The organism is Morganella psychrotolerans (genome assembly GCF_001676155.1).
Taxonomy (GTDB): Bacteria; Pseudomonadota; Gammaproteobacteria; order Enterobacterales; family Enterobacteriaceae; genus Morganella; species Morganella psychrotolerans.
This window is the reverse complement of sequence record NZ_LZEW01000023.1, coordinates 132,443-152,412: the sequence shown is the minus strand read 5'-3', so window position 1 is coordinate 152,412 and position 19,970 is coordinate 132,443. Positions and strand designations below refer to the sequence as shown.

Sequence of the window (19,970 nt, the reverse complement as noted above, 5' to 3'; positions counted from 1 at the left end):
TTAAGCCGTCCGGTATAAAACAGGGCGGCTTTTTTGTAGCTTATTTTTTGTTTTCATCCCCGATCTCATTTCTTCTGATAACCGATTCAATTAATTCATCGATATGAAGTGTCACCAGCATTTCAACCGCATCACTGCGGGTTTTTCCTGAAAGCAGAGAGAGATGGTTAATTTTTCTGATCATTGTGCCGGTCAGTGACAGCGAAATGGCTTTTTTCTTCTCTTTATCCAGAGAGACTTTCCCGCTGTAATGTGCCGGTTTCTGCCCGCTGTTATTTTCCAGCCCTTCTTCCATTTTTCGCAGTGCTTTGCGGTTCAGTTCCCCGGCATCCGTCATCTGATAAGTATGTGAGGCTTTACGATAGCGGATCTCTGCATTATAGGTATCGCGTAACTCTTTGAATGTACGGGTAAGTGTTGCTTCTGAGCAGCGGAGTGTCGTCAGAATGGCATCCGATGAAACGGGTTTTCCTGTACCGAGCAATGTTGCCAGTGTGAATAAGCGGACTTGTCGTGTGCTTAATTGCATAGTCTGAAGACACCTGTATAAGAACAAAATCGAAAAAAAATAACGTTATGCCGGATACGAAACGTGATTACCGGCAGGATACCAGTCATCCGACCACTATGACTATTTAATCAGTTTGTAAAGATATTTCAAGATGTCTGAATACAATAATACAAGATATCCACAGTAAGAATGTATACCCTTATTCATTCAAACTGCAGGTTCGTTGGCTGCACTCAACCAGCCGGGTCACATAGTTTATCTATGCTCCCCGTCTGTTTTCCCTTGCCGCCTGCCTGCATCTTGAATGACGTTGGGTATATACTCTTATTCATTCTTACTGCGGGTTCGTCGGCTGCACTCAGCCATTCTGTGTTTTAAACGGCATTCCGTCCGTTTTTCGTTGTGAAATACCGTAAACCCGCGCCCGTGCCAGTATTGAGGATGCCCAGCGGCGGTGTGTTGCCGGTTCACACATGGCACCCTGGGATTTAAATACTGCCTGAGTGGAATTCAGGATGCGCAGGGCGTCTGCGTGTTCATCGGCTGAAACCCGCAGCGCCTGTTCAATTACCGCAACCTGATTCGGATGAATAGCTGTTTTGCCGACCAGCCCGTGAGCGATATCCAGCGCCAGTTCCCGGGTCATAACATCGTGATCATCAATGTGCTCACATACCGGTGCGGTCATGGCAAAGTCACGCGAAGCAAACACGGCGACCAGCATTTTAATGACGTATCCCATAGGTCCGTCATACAGCGTCAGATGCCGGGAGCGGCGCAGTGAAATGACATTCATCAGGTCGTTACCGCCGATACGCAGGGCGATAATCCGCTCATGGCAGGGATGTGATTGCAGTACCTGTGCCAGTTCGCGCATCTGCACCACATCATAAACTTCTTCTGTTTCCAGGGTCGGCATCATGCACAGCGGGCTGTTTTTAACCACCTGCCACCAGACAGGTAATGTCGCCTGTGTGAATTTCGGCAGTACCAGCCCGTCGATTGCACTGAGGTCACAGTTGTCGCGCAGCCACAGCCCCATTTCCGGGTGACGCGGGCGGATAAACACCAGTGGCCAGCTCTGATTACCGGTGCGCTGCTTTTCTGCGGTCAGTGTCGTTAAAATATCATGCAGATTGCGCAGCGCCTGCGGAATATCGGCTTCGCTGACGGCATCTTCCAGGCAGATGATAAGAGAGCGCAATCCGCTGATTTTATTGTTTATGGTAGCGTCAGCAATATCTGTGCGTGTTGCAGGCATATAGAGTGACGCCCCTAAATTCCAGGGAGAGAGACGCTGTGTCATGGTGATACCTTTTTGATAATAGTAACGGCGCGGTATTGCCCCAGGGCATCACCCGCTTGCGTAATAGTAATATTTTTCTGACGCGCCAGATAAACCAGCAATTCCACATCCGGTTCATTACAGTCGCGGACTAAAACGTGCTCCGGCACGCGGCGCAGCACCGCCCGGGTCGCTTCGGCAATGCCGGGTTTCAGCCGGTTGAGATCCGCCAGTCCATAATGCGCAGCCAGTGTGTCGATGACTGTTTTACTTTTTGCCCGCAATTCTGCTTTGTACTGCGGATCAGATAATGTTATCACCGGCGTACTGGTGAGTTTACGGCGCAATCCTGCAACTGTATCTGTCAGCAGGCGGCTGCATTCATATTGCTGCAAGTGTTCACAATGTACGCAGCCGTGCGGACCCTTATCTGACCAGACGGAGCGGGAGATAAGCCCGGAAACCGGTGCGCCCATAATGCCGGACGGGATCAGCCAGTCATCGTCTGCGGCAGAAAGCCAGGCGCAACCTGCGGGATCGGCGAGCACAACCAGGCGGGGATCAGCCGGATAGCCAGGACGGTTATGCAGTGAGCGAATTAATTCACCTGTAATAGCCCCTTTGCCTGTCCAGCCATCGACAAACACAATACCGGCGGTTCCGTGGTGATGCTCAATCCACTCCAGCGCGGCAGTATCAATGCCCCGGTCGCGGATGATGCTTATCCCGTAATGATATGAGGTTTTTCCCGCATCACGCAGTGCCTGATGCAGCATCACCCCTAAGGGTACACCTGCGCGGACAAGGCTCACCAGGACAATGGGTTGCTCTGTAAAATGGTTGCTCAGGGCTTGCGTGAGAAACGCAACATCACGCGCCAGGCGGGGCGCGCCCTTTTCCAGCGCCCGGTTAAACAGATCAAGATGCCAGGCGGTGGGCGCCGGCTCCTGACTGAGCATATCGGAGTAATGTTTTTTACCGGACTGAATAAGTTGTTCTTTTAATGCAACCGGCGTCATATCAAGCGTGATGGGTTTGAGCAGAAACTGCACATCTTCCGGCAAATAACTGCCTGAAAATTCAGGAAAATCATACATCTTTCACCTCACTGAATATCCGGCGGGCGATAGCATCAGCGAACTGGCTGCGGCGCGGCAAACCAAACCAGGTGCAGTGCTGCATAAAGCGGTAGTCGCTCAGGCTGTCACCGAGCCCGATAACCGGAAAGGTTCCCCGCTCTGCCCGCAGTGTGTCTAATAACCAACTGACTGCACGCCCTTTTTCGATGGCATCTGGCAGCCAGGCAACATTGTTGCCGTTGCGGTGGATATAAAATCCGTCCGTCCCGAAACGCTGCTCTGCTTCATCCGCTATCTTATACAGTTCATTCAGATGGTTGCTGTCCGTGTGCTTCATCACCAGATAGACCGGCACATCGCCGTATTCATAATTGATCCGCGCCCATGCATCAATACCGCGCTCTGCCATCAGTTGTGTGCAGAATTTCTGCAATGAGAGCAGCCGTTCACGGTAAGGTGCCAGCGCACTGAGTATGAGCGTCTGCCAGTGCGGATCCGGCGAGCCGTCCGGCGTGAGGATCACTGCGCCGTGAGTGGTTATTGCATAAGAGCAGAAGGGAATAGTCACGCGGCTGAACTCTTCTGTACCACGGGCGGTCACAGGGATCAGATCCGCGTGCGCCAGCAGCCAGTCAACCAGCATGGACTGTTCTTGTGTCATAAAGCTGCGCGGCTCGAGGCTGCGATCAAGTGCGCCCGCACGAAACGGCGTAATGTTTTGTTCTTCCGTCATTTTTCGCCGGGTCTGGAACAGGGTGTCATCCAGATCGGTCAGGATCACCGGGTCAGTCATCATAAATTACCTCCGTCAGGGGTGCCACGCGGGCAAGTGCGCGGAGTAATTCAGGATCCACGCCTGCGGGATCAGCTTCTGTACAGAGCAGAATGCGATCAAATGACTGATGCGCGACATTATAAAGATAATTCGGTATTCCCAGCCCGTAGTTATCGGTAAACGAAATAACAGATTCGATCGCACCACCGGCGGATATAGGAGAGCGGGTCAGGGCGCTGAATTTAACATCTGCACCAAGTGCTTCCAGGCGCTCTGCCAGCAAAAACGGCTCCCAGACAAATTCCCCGGAGCCGAGTACCAACACCCGTTCGCCGGGTGCGGCAGTGATGTGTTTGCCAAAATCCGTGCAAGGCTCAGCCATGCCAAGTCTTACCCGGGATTGCGGGCGGCGGATAGCCACATTGCCGCCGGCAGTCACATTTACATCAGGCATAGCGGGCAGTGGTGCGGTTTTATCCGCTTCCCAGTGCCAGCTTCCGTTTATCAGTGAGACATTTGTCAGCGGCAGCGTATTGTGAGATGTCAGGGGATTATCACGCCAGTCTGTCAGCGTGACAGTCACAACCTGTTGTAAGTCAGGCAACTGTCCGGTTTCACACAGTGCGGTCAGCAGGTTGATAAAGGTATTGCCGGTTGTTGCTTCGTCATCGACCAAAACCAGTGTCCGTGCCTGTTGCAGCCTGTGCTTCAGTTGCGGATCTGCCGGAAAATACAAAAGATGATCAGTCGCGTGGCTGTGATTTTCTTTAAATTCACACAGTAATTCCCCGTCTGCCGGATGGCGGGTGGAGGAGAGATACAGGGAATCCGGATAGTGACGGTGTATTTCATCAAATACACCTGCGCCCAGCCCGACGGCGGTTTCCGCCATGCCGGTTACCAGCAGCGGTTGTGGCAGATCCTGCGGGAACTGATGACTCAGTTGCCGGTAAACCCCGCGCATGATCTCCGGTTCAACCGGGATATGGCGTCCGAGCACTTTGCTGACAAACAGAAAAGCCCGTTTCGGATTACGCCGCTCCGCTATATCAAACAGGGCATCCAGCGTTTGCGGGGTGGCATCGCAGGTTATATCCAGCGTACCGGTGGAGAGTTGAAACCGGTAAAGACCGGGATGTGATAAACCGGACATATTTACCTCAGTGTATTTCATTGTTCAGTGAAAGCGGATAACTGATGGCTTCAGTCAGGGCGCGGATCGCCGCAGGGCGGAATGCTGTGCGGTTTTGCTCCTGCACATCATCAGCACTCATCAGCCTGAGACGGCGAAATGCGAATAAACCGGGCAGATTCAGCCCGCTGAGCGCGGTATAGCCTATTCCGCCTGACGGACGCATGTTGATTTCGAGTAACAAAGGCTGTCCGTGATGGTCATTGCGGGTCTGCACATTGATCAGTCCGTCAGCATGCATCGCCTGTGCGCAGGCACAGCCCAGCTCAAACGCTGCACCATCATGCTCCAGGTATTGCAGCGCACCCTCTTTGCGGCGGGCGACCGCCGCAAGAACCTGTCCGTTTTCGGCGAGAATATCCACGGAATATTCAGGTCCGGGCAGGTACGGCATCAAAACCTGCGGCGAAAATTTACCGGCACTTTCCAGTGCACAAAGATATTGCTCTGGTGTGGTTATCCGCCGTTCAGGGTTCTGAAACATTGCCATCGGGGATGCATTGTCATCAAACTGCCAGAAACCTGCGCCATAAATACCCTGTACGGGTTTAATGCACAGCGGTGTTCCGGAAAAAGGTGAGTTCTTCAGCGCGGCGCGCAGTTCTGCCGCACTATTAATACGCAGGGAGGGTACGACAGGCAGTCCGAGCGTATTCATGGCATCAGCAAAACGGGTTTTATCTTCTGCAACGGCCAGATCGGACAGGGACATGGCTCCGGTTGTCAGGCTTGCACCGCTTGCTGTGATAGCGTCACGGTGAGTTTCAAACCAGGCGGTATGCCGTCCGGTATGGATAACCTGAATATGATGCTTTTTCACCACGGACAGAATAAAACTCAGACGCTCATCATCATTTTTTGGCTCTGTCAGGGCATAATCTGCAAGAGAAAGGATCTCATGGCGTGGTTGCCGGTGGGAGGCAAATATCGTGAGATTAACCTGTGACTTTCGTGAAAATAGCCTGATGTTCTGAATAAGGTCCCGCTGTGAAGAGAGCCCTTCCATAAGCCAGATAGTATGAGCCATTATTGTTTATTCCTGTTTCCCGTTATCCGGTAAATTAGAAAGAAGTTTATTTATAATAAGGCAACTTGTCAATCATATTATGATTGAGACTTGAGTTGACAAATGGTTGACGAAAATTGACATCGATCACAGTTTCAAATGGATAAAGTCAATATTAAATTATTTGTTAATTCATTGTTTATAAGGTAATTAATTTTTGAATTTTGTTTTTTCTGAAAAATAGCTCTTGTCAAAGAACTACATCATGATATGATTTTTTTCATGAAAGGAATACAGACATTGTCACCCGTTTTTTTTTCTCCCGTTTAAGGAATAAAAATATGGTTTCACTAAATAAGAATCAGACCGTTTCTCTCAGTAAAGCATTAGCTGCATTAAATCAGCTACATTTCGGCCTTGGCTGGGATCCGGTACAAAAGAAGAAAGGTTTTCTCGGCTCCTTATTCGGGGGCGGCAGTGACTCGATTGATTTGGATGCCAGCTGTATTTTGCTGGACGGTCACGGCAAAATTCTTGACACCATCTGGTTTCGTAAACTGAAATCTGATTGTAAATCTGTTGTCCATGAAGGTGATAACCTGACCGGCGAAGGTGATGGTGATGACGAAGTGATCCGCGTGGATTTGACTCGTCTCCCGGCAAAAGTTGAGTATCTGGCGTTTACGGTAAACAGTTTCCGCGGCCAATCATTCAATGATGTTGAAAATGCATTCTGTCGCGTGCTGGACCAGAGCGGTAAAGAACTGGTGCGCTATCAGCTGAATGAGCAGGGTTCTCACACCGGTATTGTGATTGCCTCTCTGCGCCGCAGCGGTGGCGAGTGGAATTTCACGGCTCATGGTGATGCCTGCCGTGGCCGGACAATTGACGAAATGTCATCTGACATTATCAGTACGGTGGTGCGCTGATGGATATGACTCCCGGGGGAAATGCTCCCGTTCCGGTAAAGACATTACAGATTAATGTGTTGTCCGGTGCGGCGGCAGATGCATCCGCTTTCCGGTTATATGCGGATGGCAAAGTGCAGGGCGATCCGGATATGGTGTTTTACGGGCAGCCGCAAAATGATGATAAAACCATCAGTTGGCAGCAAAACGGTAATAACACCCTTTTTACGGTAGATCTCAGCCGTTTGCGTCAGGAAGTGCAGAAAATTGCGTTTGTTGTCACCTGTGACGGCGGAAAAACAGTTGCCGGGTTACGCAGCCTGGCGGTTCAGGTTGAATCTGACCGTGAAATTTTGCTCAATGGCACAGTGGAAACTGCAGGACGTCAGGAAGCAGCCCTGATCCTGGGTGAACTGTACCGGCGTAACAATGAATGGAAATTCCGCTTTGTTGCACAGGGCTTTAACGGCGGGTTGCAGCCGCTGGCAGAGCATTTCGGTGTGGATGTCGCCGCAGAATCTGCCCCGTCAGCGCCACCGGCACCGATTGCCAAACCGGCAGAAAGTAAAATCAGTCTGAGCAAGGTTTCACTGACAAAAGAGAAACCGTCAATCAGCCTGACCAAACGCGATAATTTTGGTGAAATCCGCATTAACCTGAACTGGCACCGTGGTGATAATACCGGGGCTTCCGGCGGGTTCCTGAGCAATGTGTTCGGGGGTGGTAATAAAGGTATTGATTTGGATCTCGGTGCATTCGCTGAGTTGCAAAATGGTCAGAAACTGGTTATTCAGGCGCTGGGTAACGCGTTTGGTGATTATCACCGTGAGCCTTATATTCAGTTACAGGGTGATGATCGCACCGGTGAGGTTTCGGATGGTGAATGGCTGCATATTAATGGCGGCGAATGGAAACATATCCGTCAGATCCTTATCTACGCGTTTATTTATCAGGCGCGCCGAGCTGGGATAAAACGGATGGCGTTGTCACTGTTCATGTTCCGGGACAACCGCCGATTGAAACCAGGCTGACAGAGGGCGATAACCGCCGTACTATGTGTGCGATTGCGCGTCTGGTAAATGAAAACGGATCAATAAAGGTTGAACGTCTGAACCGTTTCTTTAAAAATCAGAGTGATATGGATGAAGCTTTCGGCTGGGGATTCCGCTGGAAAGCCGGCTCTAAATAATTCAGAGAGGATGAAGTGATGAGTATACTGAACCGGGTAAAAAATGCGTTTAACACAGGTCGTGAAGAACTGACAAAGCAGGTCGGTCGTTTTAAAAACCGTAAGTTTATGGAAGGTACTGTTGCTGTTTGTGCCCGAATCGCTGTCTCCAGTGATGGTGTCAGCGCAGAAGAAAAACAGAAAATGATCGGTTTTCTGAAATCATCTGAAGAACTGAAAGTGTTTGAAACCGCAGAAGTCATCGAATTTTTCAACAAGCTTGTTACCAGCTTCGATTTCGACATGGAAATCGGTAAAGGTGAAACAATGAAATATATACTGGCACTGAAAAGTCAGCCTGAAGCCGCACAGTTAGCGGTGCGTGTTGGTATTGCAGTTGCGAAGAGTGACGGTGATTTTGACCAGGATGAACAGAAAGCTGTAAGAGAGATAGCGACCGCTCTGGGTTTTGAACCCGCAGAATTTGGTCTTTAATTTTTACCTGAGGGTTAAGTATGGAATCAACACATATCGGTTTTCCGATGGAAACAGTCACTGTTTTCGTTGTTCTCGCTATTGGTGCGATTTTTATTGATTTGTTTATGCACCGTGGTGATAAACCGGTTTCACTGAAAAATGCCGCCATCTGGTCTGTTTTCTGGGTTGCAGTTGCAATGGGGTTCGCCGGGTTTCTTTATATTCACCACGGCGCGGAAGTGGCAAGCCTGTTCGTTACCGGTTATGCACTTGAGAAAGTGCTGTCAGTCGACAACCTGTTCGTGATGATGGCAATTTTCTCCTGGTTCTCTGTGCCGGATCGTTTCCGTCACCGTGTACTCTACTGGGGGATCATCGGCGCTATCGTGTTCCGCGGAATTTTCGTGGCGATCGGTACCGGTTTACTGAGCCTCGGGCCGTACGTGGAAGTCATTTTCGCCGTCATTGTTGCCTGGACTGCGGTGATGATGCTGCGCAGTCGTGAAGAGAAAGATGAAATTGAAGACTATTCTCAGCACATTGCGTACCGGGCTGTGAAAAAGTTGTTTCCTATCTGGCCGAAGCTGGCAGGACACGCGTTCCTTCTGACACAAAAAGAAGTGGATGCAGAGCTGGCGAAACCGGAAAACAAAGACGTGACTATCGGTCGCGGCACAAAAGCAGCACTGTATGCCACCCCGCTGATGCTGTGTGTGGCAGTCGTTGAGTTATCCGACGTGATGTTTGCATTTGACTCTGTACCGGCGATTATCGCCGTCAGCCGTGAACCGCTGATTGTTTACAGCGCCATGATGTTTGCGATTCTGGGTTTACGTACCCTGTATTTTGTTCTGGAAGCACTGAAACAGTATCTGGTTCACCTGGAGAAAGCCGTTATTGCGCTGCTGTTCTTCATCGCGCTGAAACTGGGACTTAATGCAACAGACAGCCTGTGGGGTCATGGATTACATATTTCAGCAACCAGTAGTTTACTTGTGGTTCTCGGGGTTCTGGCTATCGGTATTATTGCCAGCCTGCTTTTCCCGGACAAAACGGAAAGCGCGGATAAATAAATTATCCGCCCTCCGTCACTGATTTAACTAAGGAGTAAGTGAAATGAGCGTTTCTCTTTCCAAAGGTGGCAATGTGTCACTGAGTAAAACCGCGCCTTCAATGAAAAACGTCCTGATCGGCTTAGGCTGGGATGTCCGTTCTACGGATGGTCAGGACTTTGACCTTGATGCCTCTGCTTTCCTGTTAACAGCAACCGGCAAAGTACGCGGTGATGCAGATTTTATTTTCTATAACAATCTGCGTTCAACGGACGGCTCTGTATCACATACCGGTGATAACCGCACCGGACAGGGTGATGGTGATGATGAATCACTTATCATCAAACTGGATATGATCCCGGCGGAGATTGATAAAATCGTCTTTGTCGTCACTATCCATGATGCGACGGCGCGCCGTCAGAGCTTTGGTCAGGTATCCGGCGCCTTTATCCGCCTGGTCAATGATGATACCAATACCGAAGTTGCCCGTTATGACCTGACTGAAGATGCGTCAACAGAAACGGCTATGCTGTTCGGTGAACTGTATCGTCATAACAGCGAGTGGAAATTCCGCGCTGTGGGTCAGGGATATGCCGGTGGTCTGGCATCCGTTTGTGCCGAATACGGTATCAACGCATCCTGATAATTGTTTTTTCATTTTCTTTCAGCGGGCTGGTATCCGGCCTTTCTGATACCCAACGTCATTCAGGATGCAGCCAACGAACCTGCAGGTTGAATGAATAAGGGTATATAATTGGTAGCAGGAGTCAAAAATATGGCAGTTTCTCTTACTAAAGGCGGTAACGTATCGCTGACGAAAGAAGCCCCGACAATGAGCGTGGCAATGGTTGGGTTAGGTTGGGATGCCCGCGTAACTGATGGTCAGGATTTCGACCTCGATGCGTCTGTATTCATGGTAGGTGAAGACGGAAAAGTATTATCCGATGGTCACTTCATCTTTTTTAACAACAAAACCAGCCCGTGCGGCGCGGTAGAACATCAGGGCGATAACCGCACCGGTGAAGGCGATGGTGATGATGAGCAGGTTAAAATCAGCCTGAACACTATTCCTGCTGAAGTGAAAAAACTGGTTTTCTCCGTGACTATTTATGATGCGGAAGCCCGTAAGCAGAACTTCGGTATGGTCAGCAACAGCTTTATCCGTATCTGTAATAATGATAACGGTGCTGAGATTGCCCGCTTTGATCTGTCTGAAGATGCATCAACAGAAACAGCAATGGTCTTCGGTGAGTTATACCGCCACGGTGCGGAATGGAAATTTAAAGCCGTTGGTCAGGGCTTTGCCGGTGGTCTGGGCGCATTAGCTGCACAGCATGGCGTGAATATCTGATTGTGATTTTCAGGTCTTTTCAGTAAAAATGCCCTGTCCGTTACGGACAGGGCATTATTGTTTACGGCTTTTGGAAGCAGGAATTACTCAACGCCTGTCGCTTCACCCGCCGGACGGCGGACATCATTGGCACCATAGAGATACCCTTCGCGGACCTTGCCGGAGACTGCTGAGTCATTACCGGACGAATCCGCACTGACACCTGCCGCACCCGGTAATCCTACCATAATCAGCTCTGCGGCTCCCCACGGAGTCTGCTCCACCATTTTGTAGCCCATTGTATCCAGCAGATTCAGTGAATCTTTTGATACACCGCGCTGCTCATAATAGACCTCATCCGGCAGCCACTGATGGTGAATACGCGGTGCATTTACCGCTTCCTGTGGTGACATACCGTGGTCAATAATATTCAGGGCAGTTTGTAAGGTGATAGAAATAATCCGTGATCCACCCGGGGAGCCGAGAACAAGGAAGACGTTGCCGTCTTTTGTCACGATAGTCGGGCTCATGGATGACAGCGGGCGCTTGCCGGGCGCAATCGAGTTGCGTTCCCCCTGAACCAGACCGTACATATTTTTCTCACCAATCTTTGTTGTGAAATCATCCATTTCATCATTGAGGAAGAACCCGGTTCCAGGTGGGATCACCACGGCACCAAAGCGCCCGTTAATGGTATAGGTCGTGGAAACCGCATTGCCTTTATTATCGACAACCGAATAATGCGTGGTTTCCGGTTTTTCATGCGGACCACTGCCCGGTTGCACCTGCGCGGAAGGTGTTGCTTTGCCCGGGACTATCTCTTTGCGCAGTTCGGCAGCATAGGTTTTGCTGAGTAATTTTTCAGTCGGATTATCAACAAACGCCGGGTCACCCAGGAAGGTATTACGATCCATATAGGCGTGACGCATTGCTTCTGCCAGCGTATGAATATAGTCGGCGGAGTTAAAGCCCATCGCCTGTAAATCATAGCCTTCCAGAATATTGAGTGTCTGGCAGATAGTCACTCCGCCGGAGCTTGGCGGTGGTGCGGAAATAAACTCATAGCCGCGATAGGTACAGGTGACCGGCGCGACTTCTGTTATCCGGTAATCGGCGAAATCCTTTGCTGTCAGTTTGCCGCCACCCGCCTGTGATGCTTTTTCCACACGCTGCGGAATATCACCTTCATAGAATGCGGGCGGTCCTTTTTTGGCGATCTGTTCCAGTGTATTGGCAAGATCGGTCTGGATAAGCCTGTCACCGGGCTGAAAGGCGCTGCCGTCCGGTTTCAGGAAAATCCGTGCGACTTCTGCATCCTGTTTAAAGCGCTCTGTGGTGGTATCCAGCACATCGGTATCCGCGCGGGTCAGGATAAACCCGTCACGCGCCAGTTTGATTGCCGGTGCCATTACCTGCTCCCGGTTCATTGTGCCGTATTTTTCCAGGGCATAATCGAGCCCTTTTACGGTTCCCGGCACACCGGCGGCGAGGTAGCCGTACAAGCTGGCACCTTTAATCAGGTTGCCGTCTTTATCCAGATACATATCAGCGGAAGCCGACGCAGGGGCTGTCTCGCGGAAATTAATAAAAATATTTTTGCCGTCAGCCGTATGAAGCGTCATAAAACCACCGCCGCCGATGTTTCCGCAGCAGGGATTCACCACCGCCTGTGCGTAGCCGACGGCAACCGCAGCATCAATGGCATTACCACCGGCTTTCAGGATATCGGCCCCGACCTGAGACGCCAGGTGCTGGGAAGAGACAACCATCCCGTTACGGGCTTCTACAGCCGGTTCGGATGCTGCAAAAAGTGGCGGGGAAATAAGCAGAGGGAGCAGCAGTGATAGCAGCAATAACGGGGTTCGCAGGGTTTGGTGTGGGGTTATCATTATTATCTCCAATAATACGCTTGTTAATTTTTAGTTAATTAACGTATAGACAAAAAATGATTATCTGAGAAATGATTTTTGGCGAAATGTGAAGTGAGGCAGGTGTTTATAATAAAAGAACCCGGTACATGTACCGGGTTCTGTACCCTTATTCATTCAAGTTGCAGGGTCTGGGCTGCGGTCAGCCTGCATCCTGAATGACGTTGGGTATAACAGCATGTAACACACAAATATTGCTGAAAACAAGCGCTGCAACGCCAGCGCCTGCTGTTATCAGGCAAGATTTTTGGTTACGCTGTCGTCTTTCATGATTTTGTTCAGTTTCGGTACAATTGCCCACATTATAAGGGCAACAACAAAAGTGGCGATCCCTATTTTACCGAATACATCGGTATAGACACCCAGGGTTTGCAACGGATCCGTTACACCCTGCGGTGCTGCGGTAAATGTCGCAACATAACCACCCAATAGTGTTGCCATTGCCTGAGTCAGGAACCACATTCCGAGAATAAAGCCCATCAGATATTGCGGAACGAACGCCGCAATCATCGCCAGACCCAGCGCACTGATCATCAGCTCGCCGACCGCCTGGAAGAAATAGACCAGCACGATAAACCATGGTGACGTCATACCGGTGGCATCGGCAAACCACATACCGGATGCGGCAGCGGTCAGGAAGCCGGCGGAGCAGCAGAACATACCGATGGTGAATTTACCCGGCATAGAGATATCTTTGCCGCGTGCCCCCATTTTACTGTAGAAATAGGCCAGAACCGGGCTCAGGACGATGATCCAGAACGGGTTCAGTGCCTGGAAGCTGACCGGGTGCACATCAATACCCATAATGGTGTGATGCACATTATAGATAGCGAAGAAGTTCAGTGAGGTCGGCATCTGTGCATACAGGACGTAGAAGACAACCGCTTCCAGCATCAGAACAAATGCGACATACATCTTGTTGCGCTCAACGCCTTTCAGTTTGAAGGTTTCGCGGAAGAAGAAGAAGATAACCACCGCGGTTACGCAGAGCAGCACATAGTTGGCTACCACCACGTTATGCAGTAACCATGCACACAGGAAAACGGTCGCCACACTACCGGCTAACACGACCAGCAGGCTGCCGAATTTCATTGGTTTATGATCCGGCTCAGAACCGATATTGCGAACCATTTTCTGGCAGAACAGGAAGACTACCAGGGCGACCAGCAGACCAATACCGCAGATATTATAAGTAACGGTATAGCTGTACTTGTCAGCGATAACCGGTGCCAGAGACAGGGAAATCAGGGAGCCGATGTTGATCGACATATAAAACAGGGTAAATGCTCCGTCCAGACGCGGATCTTTAGGCGCGTAGCATTTTGATAGCAGGCTGGCCGGGTTGGCTTTAAATAAGCCGTTACCGACAGCGATTGTCCCCAGTGCATAGAAAATCAGATCCGGGTTCATGATGGAGAGGCCGGTCATAAAATAACCGACAGCCATCACAATGGCCCCTAAAATGATGGTCCGCTTGGTGCCGAGGACATGATCTCCGACGTAGCCCCCGATAGAGATCAGGCCGTATACCAGCGCAGCAAATGCCCCGAAGGTGATAAAAGCCTGTTCCTGACTGAATCCCAGTTTTTGAACAAAGTAGACGGCCAGGATGCCTTGCACACCGTAATAGCCGAAGCGTTCCCACAGCTCCACGATAAAAATCATGAAGAATGGCTTAGGTTGGTTAAACAATCCAACCTGCGCGGGTTTACTCATGGTTAAATGCCTCTTATTAATAATTATTCATTACACTAAATTTTTTCCGGCATTGTGGAGGCAACGCTAAAGATAAACTGTTGTGTAAAGTTGAGTGTTTGCGTATTTGTCAGGGTATTTGCCAAAGGCGTTAGGCTAATATATTGCAGCCTGTTCATCTCAAAGGCAGATCACACTTACTACAATAATTAATATCACAATTGAAATAAAATTCATTAGATTGACATCAATAATTACATTGTAATGGTTTTGTTGACGGGTAATTAACCAGATTGATGGTAAATTATTCTGCGGGAGAAAAACAAACGAAATTAAATATACCGGAATGTAACAGTAATTTTTCTATTCAATAGCGATTCGTTAACACAAAAAGTATTAACGAATACGGATATTGATAAGAGAGGGTCAGGCAACGGCAGAAGAGAGGGTTTCGCTGGTTTCAACCACACGGAAGTCGCGTTTAAAATAAATCAGTCCGTGTCCCCGGTCGCGCACATCAATGTTTTCAATCTCAACCATAAAAACGTTATGCGTGCCGATTTCCTGAACCTGCGTCACCGCACCTTCCAGGCTGGCAAGCGAGTTATTCAGACAGGGCTGTCCCAGCTGACCGGGCTGCCAGTTATCACCTGAAAAGCGGGCATCCATACTCAGCCCTGTCATCCCGGCGAAATCACAGGCGAGAGCCTGATGGGAATGAGTGAGCACATTCACACAGAGGCGGCCGTTGGTTTTAAAAACCTCACTGAGTGCGCTGCTCCGGTTGATGCACACCAGCAGTGTCGGCGGGTTATCGGTGACGGAACAGACAGCGGTTGCTGTCAGACCGGCGCGTCCGGCTTCGCCGTCTGTGGTGACAATATTGACGGCAGCGGAGAGATTAGCCATTGCGTCGCGGAACTGAAGACACCGGGAATTATCAAAAGACATGCCAACTCCTGAAGAGCAAATAAAATGTGACACAATTGTTGCTATATTGCGAATGATACGCAGTCTAATGATAGCCGGGAAGAAAAACAAGGGAGAGTCAGAAAATGCGGCTGCGTATTCCCGCAGCCGAATTGGCTATATATTTGGGATTCAGTTGATCCCGCCAAAGCAGAGATATTTTATCTCCAGATAATCATCAATACCGTGACGGGAGCCTTCACGCCCCAGACCGGACTGTTTTATACCCCCGAACGGCGCAACTTCAGTGGACAGAATGCCTTCATTGATGCCGACCATCCCGGCCTCCAGAGCTTCTGCCACGCGGTATACGCGCCCGATATCCCGCGAATAAAAATATGCCGCAAGACCAAACTCGCTGTTATTCGCCGCCTGTATCACCTCTGCTTCATCAGTGAACCGCACAAGAGGTGCCAGCGGACCGAATGTTTCTTCGCGGGTAACAATCATGTCAGCGGTTACATTTGCCAGCACGGTCGGTTCAAAAAATAATCCGCCCTGTGGCGCGGATTTTCCGCCGGTCAGCACAATCGCTCCTTTGCTGACGGCGTCCAGGACATGTTCACTAATTTTACGGATAGCGGCATCGTTAATCAGTGGTCCCTGTTGTGCTTTTTCATCTGTCGCCGGGGCGATATGCAACGTTTTCACGGCAGCGGTCAGTTTTGCGGCAAACGCATCATAAACCGCATCCTGAACATAGAGCCGGTTGGCACAGACACAGGTTTGCCCGCTGTTGCGAAATTTTGCTGCCATCGCACCTGTAACCGCAGCATCTAAATCTGCATCATCAAAGACAATAAACGGCGCATTTCCGCCCAGTTCAAGAGAGAGTTTTTTAACAGTATCCGCACTCTGTGCCATCAGCAGTTTGCCGACGCGCGTTGAGCCGGTAAATGAGATTTTACGTACCACCGGGTTTGCGGTCAGTTCGCCGCCGATAGCCGCTGCATCAAGTCCTGTGACAATATTGAACACGCCTGCCGGAATACCTGCCTGTTCACCGAGTGCGGCGAGAGCAAGGGCAGAGAGCGGTGTTTCTGCCGCTGGTTTCAATACCATGGTACAGCCTGCCGCCAGTGCCGGACCCACTTTGCGGGTGATCATGGCATTGGGGAAATTCCACGGTGTGACAGCCCCGACCACACCTATCGGTTGCCTGATCGTGACTATCCGCTGACCGGCCTGAGTGGCAGGTATTGTCTCGCCGTAAATACGTTTACCTTCCTCGGCAAACCATTCGATAAAACTGGCTCCGTAGGTGATTTCACCGCGGGATTCAGTCAGGGGTTTTCCCTGCTCAAGACTCAGGATCTGCGCCAGCTCTTCCCGGTTTTCAATAATTAAATCAAACCAGTTGCGTAAAATATGGGCACGCTCTTTACCCGTCAGGCTGCGCCAGCCGGGTAGTGCTTTTTCCGCCGCATCAACAGCCATGCGGGTTTCAGCGGCACCCAGGTCGCTGACACGGGTAATTAATGCGCCTGTGGCAGGGTTGGTGACATCAAATGTGGCGTTGTTTTGTGCGTCAATCCACTGACCATTAATATAGCCTGCGTTGCGCAGCAGGGGGAAAGAAGGATCGGTTAACGATGAGGTGAACATAGGGAGCTCCGTTGCATTTTCTCAAAAAGATGATGAGGGCACAGGGATATCAGCAGAAGACCATTGATTTATTGTTAATATAGCGTTAATAAAAGGGGTGTCCTTTTAGGTCTTTACAACTGGTATGCTTTTTATTCTAACAGAGGATATCCTATTGCGCAGTTTCCCGGTAAAATTGCGCCTTTTTTGATAACACCGATGTTTATACCCAACGTCATTCAGGATGCAGGCTGAACGTAGCCCGGACCCTGCAGTTTGAATGAATAAGGGTTTATTATGCGGATACATCGCGGAGACATTACCCATTATGCATGAATCATTACTTATCGCCCTTTTGCAGGCACGCGAAGTGGTCCTCGGCTACTTCCGCCCGACACTGAAAGCCCATCAGCTGACGGAGCAGCAGTGGCGGATTATCCGCATACTGGCAAAAACGCCGTCTCTGGATTTTCATATCCTGGCACAGAAAAGTTGTATTCTGCGCCCGAGCCTGACCGGCATTCTGACGCGGATGGAAAAGGCCGGCATTATCCACCGGATGAAACCGCTCAGTGATCAGCGCAAACTCTATCTTTCCCTTACGGAAGAGGGGATTGCACTCTATCACCGGGTGCAGGCAGAGGTGGAAGTCGGCTATCAGGCACTGGAGGAACAGTTTACGCCGGAGAAAGTAGAGCAGCTTTATGCGTTGCTGGACGATCTGATTGCGCTTCCGCAGCGCAATAATGAAAACGGGCAACCATAAAATACCCGCGCCGCTGCCCTCTGAGAGTAGCGGCGCGGGTAAAACAGCCGTCAGTTTTGTTTATTTCTTGCCGATTAAGTGCAGGAAATGGATGTGCTTTTCGTATTGGTCAAGGATATCGTGAATAATCTGCTCCTTGTTCCAGCCCATGATATCGTAATCCTGCCCGCCTTCTTTGAGATGAATTTCAGCGCGGTAGTAACGGTGCTCATCATCTTTTTCTTCATCACTCAGACCGGATAAAGCAAAAGAGGGCTGATTGTAATGACGCAGGCGGGTTTCATACAGGAAGTTCATATCATCGCCCAGATCCACCTCAAAGGTCAGCCGGTTATCATGGCTGTTATCAATGCGGCTCGGTGTTCCCTGTTTATCCAGTTCTGCCGCAACGGATGTCATGGATTCTGACACCACTTCATCGATAAAGCGTTTGACGAGTGAACGTTTCGGGAAGTAGCCGATATTACGCAAACGGCGCTGCCATGGGATCGGTGTCCGGCTTGCGGTCGGTGCAATGGTAGCTAACTGCTGACTGTCCCGTTTATGGACGTCTATCCGCAATGCTTTTATCAGCCCGTAAATGGAGACTAACAAAATAGCGGCAAACGGCAGGGCGCTGGCAATCGTCACCGTCTGAAGCGCTGATAATCCGCCTGCCAGCAGCAGTGTGATCGCGACCACGCCCATCAATCCTGCCCAGAAAATCCGCTGCCACACAGGTGTATGCGAATCACCACCGGATGCCAGGGTATCAACAACCATTGCGCCGGAGTCCGCAGAGGTGACAAAGAAAACGATAACCATCAGCATGGCAAAGAAAGAGAGCACGGAAGAGAACGGGAAATACTCCAGAAACTGGAACAGTGCCAGTGAGACATCTTCTTTCACCACAGTGGCAAGTTCAGTCGCGCCCTGATTTTTAATCAGATCAATCGCGGTATTGCCAAAGAATGTCATCCACAGCAGGGTAAAACCGGCAGGAACAAATAATACGCCGGTCACAAATTCACGGATGGTGCGCCCGCGGGAGATACGGGCAATAAACATGCCGACAAACGGCGACCAGGATAACCACCAGCCCCAGTAGAGCAGGGTCCAGCCGCCCAGCCAGCCATCTGACTTAGGTTCATAAGCGAAAAGATTAAAGGTATTGCTGACAATCTCGGAGAGATATCCTCCGGTGTTTTCCACAAAAGATTTCAGCAGCAGTACAGTCGGACCTAAAATACCGACCATTGCCAGCAGCAGAACCGCCAGCCCTAAATTAAGCTCGGAGAGTATCCGTATGCCTTTATCCAGCCCGGAAACCACGGAAAGAGTTGCCAGGGAGGTGATGATAACAATGAGTATCACCTGTACAGTCTGTGTCTGAGGCAGCCCGAAAAGATGGTTCAGCCCGGCATTGACCTGTAAAACCCCGAAGCCGAGTGAAGTCGCGACACCAAACACGGTACCGACCACCGCAAAAATATCGACCGCATGACCTATCGGGCCGTAAATCCGGTCGCCGATTATCGGATAAAGCGCGGAGCGCAGTGTCAGCGGCAGACCGTGGCGGTAGCTGAAGAATGCCAGAATCAGTGCCACGATGGCGTAAATAGCCCAGGCGTGCAGTCCCCAGTGGAAGAAGGTCAGGCGCATAGCTTCTTTTGCTGCCTGAACCGTTTCCGGTGTACCGACCGGTGGCGAAAGGTAGTGCATCACCGGCTCTGCCACGCCGAAAAACATCAGCCCAATCCCCATACCGGCGGAAAAAAGCATGGCAAACCAGGAGATATAACTGTATCCCGGGCGGGCATGGTCGGGACCGAGTTTAATGTCCCCGAAACGGGATAATCCCAGGTAAGTGACACTCATTAAAATAAGGGCGACCGCCAGAATGTAGAACCAGCTCGCATTTTTAAACAGACTTGTCTGTAGTGCTTTCAGATGGGTTTCTGCCACCTGGGGAAATAATGCGGCAAAGCCGACAATCAGAAAAATAATAAGCGCGGAAGTGAAAAAAACGGGCGGATTAATCTTGATATTTTTTTTAGGTTGTTCTGTGTCCTGATGACTCATGAATTATTCCTTTTTTACCCAACGTCATTCAGGATGCAGGCAACGAACCTGTAGTTTGAATGAATAAGGGTATATCAGTTGCAGATAACGCCGGCAGTAAAAGGTGAATGCACTGCACTAAAGCGTCGGACTTTCCTTCTGAAAACGGTACGCATCAGCGTAGCGAATAAATAAAAAACCCCGG

At 50.2% G+C, this 19,970-nt stretch carries 17 protein-coding genes and 1 pseudogene; 7 read left to right on the top strand and 11 right to left on the bottom strand.

The window, feature by feature from the left end; all coding sequences use genetic code 11:
• Positions 1-40 precede the first annotated feature (40 nt).
• The 6 genes from AYY16_RS13815 to AYY16_RS13790 all read right to left on the bottom strand — a co-directional run bounded on the left by AYY16_RS13815 (position 41) and on the right by AYY16_RS13790 (position 5,869).
• On the bottom strand, positions 41-529 hold the full coding sequence (locus tag AYY16_RS13815; RefSeq protein ID WP_067367708.1) for a tellurium resistance protein TerW: 489 nt from the start codon (positions 527-529) through the stop codon (positions 41-43).
• Positions 530-869: 340 nt separating this feature from the next.
• A complete protein-coding gene (locus AYY16_RS13810) occupies positions 870-1,817 on the bottom strand; it encodes an HpcH/HpaI aldolase/citrate lyase family protein (RefSeq protein ID WP_067367705.1) in 948 nt (315 codons plus the stop codon).
• Positions 1,814-2,893 carry a cysteine protease StiP family protein gene (locus tag AYY16_RS13805; RefSeq protein WP_067367702.1) on the bottom strand — a complete coding sequence of 360 codons (1,080 nt, stop codon included), beginning with the start codon at positions 2,891-2,893 and terminating at the stop codon, positions 1,814-1,816. Before AYY16_RS13805 ends, AYY16_RS13810 begins: the two co-directional genes overlap by 4 nt.
• Positions 2,886-3,668 (bottom strand): HAD family hydrolase, encoded by a 783-nt coding sequence (locus tag AYY16_RS13800; RefSeq protein WP_067368330.1) that lies wholly within the window; start codon positions 3,666-3,668, stop codon positions 2,886-2,888. Before AYY16_RS13800 ends, AYY16_RS13805 begins: the two co-directional genes overlap by 8 nt.
• Entirely contained in the window at positions 3,661-4,803 is a 1,143-nt protein-coding gene (locus AYY16_RS13795; protein WP_067367700.1) for a phosphoribosyltransferase domain-containing protein, read from the bottom strand. Before AYY16_RS13795 ends, AYY16_RS13800 begins: the two co-directional genes overlap by 8 nt.
• 7 nt (positions 4,804-4,810) lie before the next feature.
• A complete protein-coding gene (locus AYY16_RS13790) occupies positions 4,811-5,869 on the bottom strand; it encodes an ATP-grasp domain-containing protein (protein ID WP_067367697.1) in 1,059 nt (352 codons plus the stop codon).
• Between the two features lie 320 nt (positions 5,870-6,189).
• Here AYY16_RS13790 and AYY16_RS13785 point away from each other — a divergent pair, with 320 nt between their 5' ends.
• The 6 genes and pseudogenes from AYY16_RS13785 to AYY16_RS13760 all read left to right on the top strand — a co-directional run bounded on the left by AYY16_RS13785 (position 6,190) and on the right by AYY16_RS13760 (position 10,804).
• Positions 6,190-6,777: a TerD family protein gene (locus AYY16_RS13785; RefSeq protein WP_067367694.1), complete on the top strand. Its 588-nt coding sequence runs from the start codon at positions 6,190-6,192 to the stop codon at positions 6,775-6,777.
• Positions 6,777-7,945 (top strand): annotated as a pseudogene (locus tag AYY16_RS13780) (TerD family protein). Before AYY16_RS13785 ends, AYY16_RS13780 begins: the two are co-directional and overlap by 1 nt.
• Positions 7,946-7,963: 18 nt before the next feature.
• Positions 7,964-8,419, top strand: coding sequence for a tellurite resistance TerB family protein (locus AYY16_RS13775; protein WP_067367691.1), 456 nt, complete (start codon positions 7,964-7,966; stop codon positions 8,417-8,419).
• Between the two features lie 20 nt (positions 8,420-8,439).
• Complete coding sequence (locus AYY16_RS13770) at positions 8,440-9,474, top strand: TerC/Alx family metal homeostasis membrane protein (protein WP_067367688.1); 1,035 nt, start codon at positions 8,440-8,442, stop codon at positions 9,472-9,474.
• A 43-nt stretch (positions 9,475-9,517) separates the two neighbouring features.
• On the top strand, positions 9,518-10,096 hold the full coding sequence (locus tag AYY16_RS13765) for a TerD family protein (protein WP_067367685.1): 579 nt from the start codon (positions 9,518-9,520) through the stop codon (positions 10,094-10,096).
• 132 nt (positions 10,097-10,228) lie between these two features.
• The gene (locus AYY16_RS13760) at positions 10,229-10,804 is read left to right on the top strand and encodes a TerD family protein (protein ID WP_067367683.1); all 576 of its coding nucleotides are present in this window, start codon (positions 10,229-10,231) and stop codon (positions 10,802-10,804) included.
• Positions 10,805-10,887: 83 nt separating this feature from the next.
• On the opposite strand, the gene ggt is transcribed toward AYY16_RS13760, so the two are convergent.
• From ggt to AYY16_RS13740, 4 genes are all read right to left on the bottom strand, one after another.
• Positions 10,888-12,672, bottom strand: coding sequence for a gamma-glutamyltransferase (gene ggt / locus AYY16_RS13755; protein ID WP_067367680.1), 1,785 nt, complete (start codon positions 12,670-12,672; stop codon positions 10,888-10,890).
• Between the two features lie 273 nt (positions 12,673-12,945).
• The gene (gene dtpB / locus AYY16_RS13750; RefSeq protein WP_067367677.1) at positions 12,946-14,427 is read right to left on the bottom strand and encodes a dipeptide/tripeptide permease DtpB; all 1,482 of its coding nucleotides are present in this window, start codon (positions 14,425-14,427) and stop codon (positions 12,946-12,948) included.
• A gap of 405 nt (positions 14,428-14,832) precedes the next feature.
• Positions 14,833-15,357 (bottom strand): 4-hydroxyphenylacetate 3-monooxygenase, reductase component, encoded by a 525-nt coding sequence (hpaC, locus tag AYY16_RS13745; protein WP_067367674.1) that lies wholly within the window; start codon positions 15,355-15,357, stop codon positions 14,833-14,835.
• Positions 15,358-15,507: 150 nt separating this feature from the next.
• Entirely contained in the window at positions 15,508-16,980 is a 1,473-nt protein-coding gene (locus AYY16_RS13740) for an NAD-dependent succinate-semialdehyde dehydrogenase (RefSeq protein WP_067367671.1), read from the bottom strand.
• Between the two features lie 307 nt (positions 16,981-17,287).
• Here AYY16_RS13740 and hpaR point away from each other — a divergent pair, with 307 nt between their 5' ends.
• Positions 17,288-17,725 carry a homoprotocatechuate degradation operon regulator HpaR gene (hpaR, locus tag AYY16_RS13735; protein ID WP_067368327.1) on the top strand — a complete coding sequence of 146 codons (438 nt, stop codon included), beginning with the start codon at positions 17,288-17,290 and terminating at the stop codon, positions 17,723-17,725.
• Between the two features lie 60 nt (positions 17,726-17,785).
• Here hpaR and AYY16_RS13730 read toward each other — a convergent pair whose 3' ends face one another.
• Positions 17,786-19,786 (bottom strand): BCCT family transporter, encoded by a 2,001-nt coding sequence (locus AYY16_RS13730; RefSeq protein WP_067367668.1) that lies wholly within the window; start codon positions 19,784-19,786, stop codon positions 17,786-17,788.
• Between the last annotated feature and the right edge of the window lie 184 nt (positions 19,787-19,970).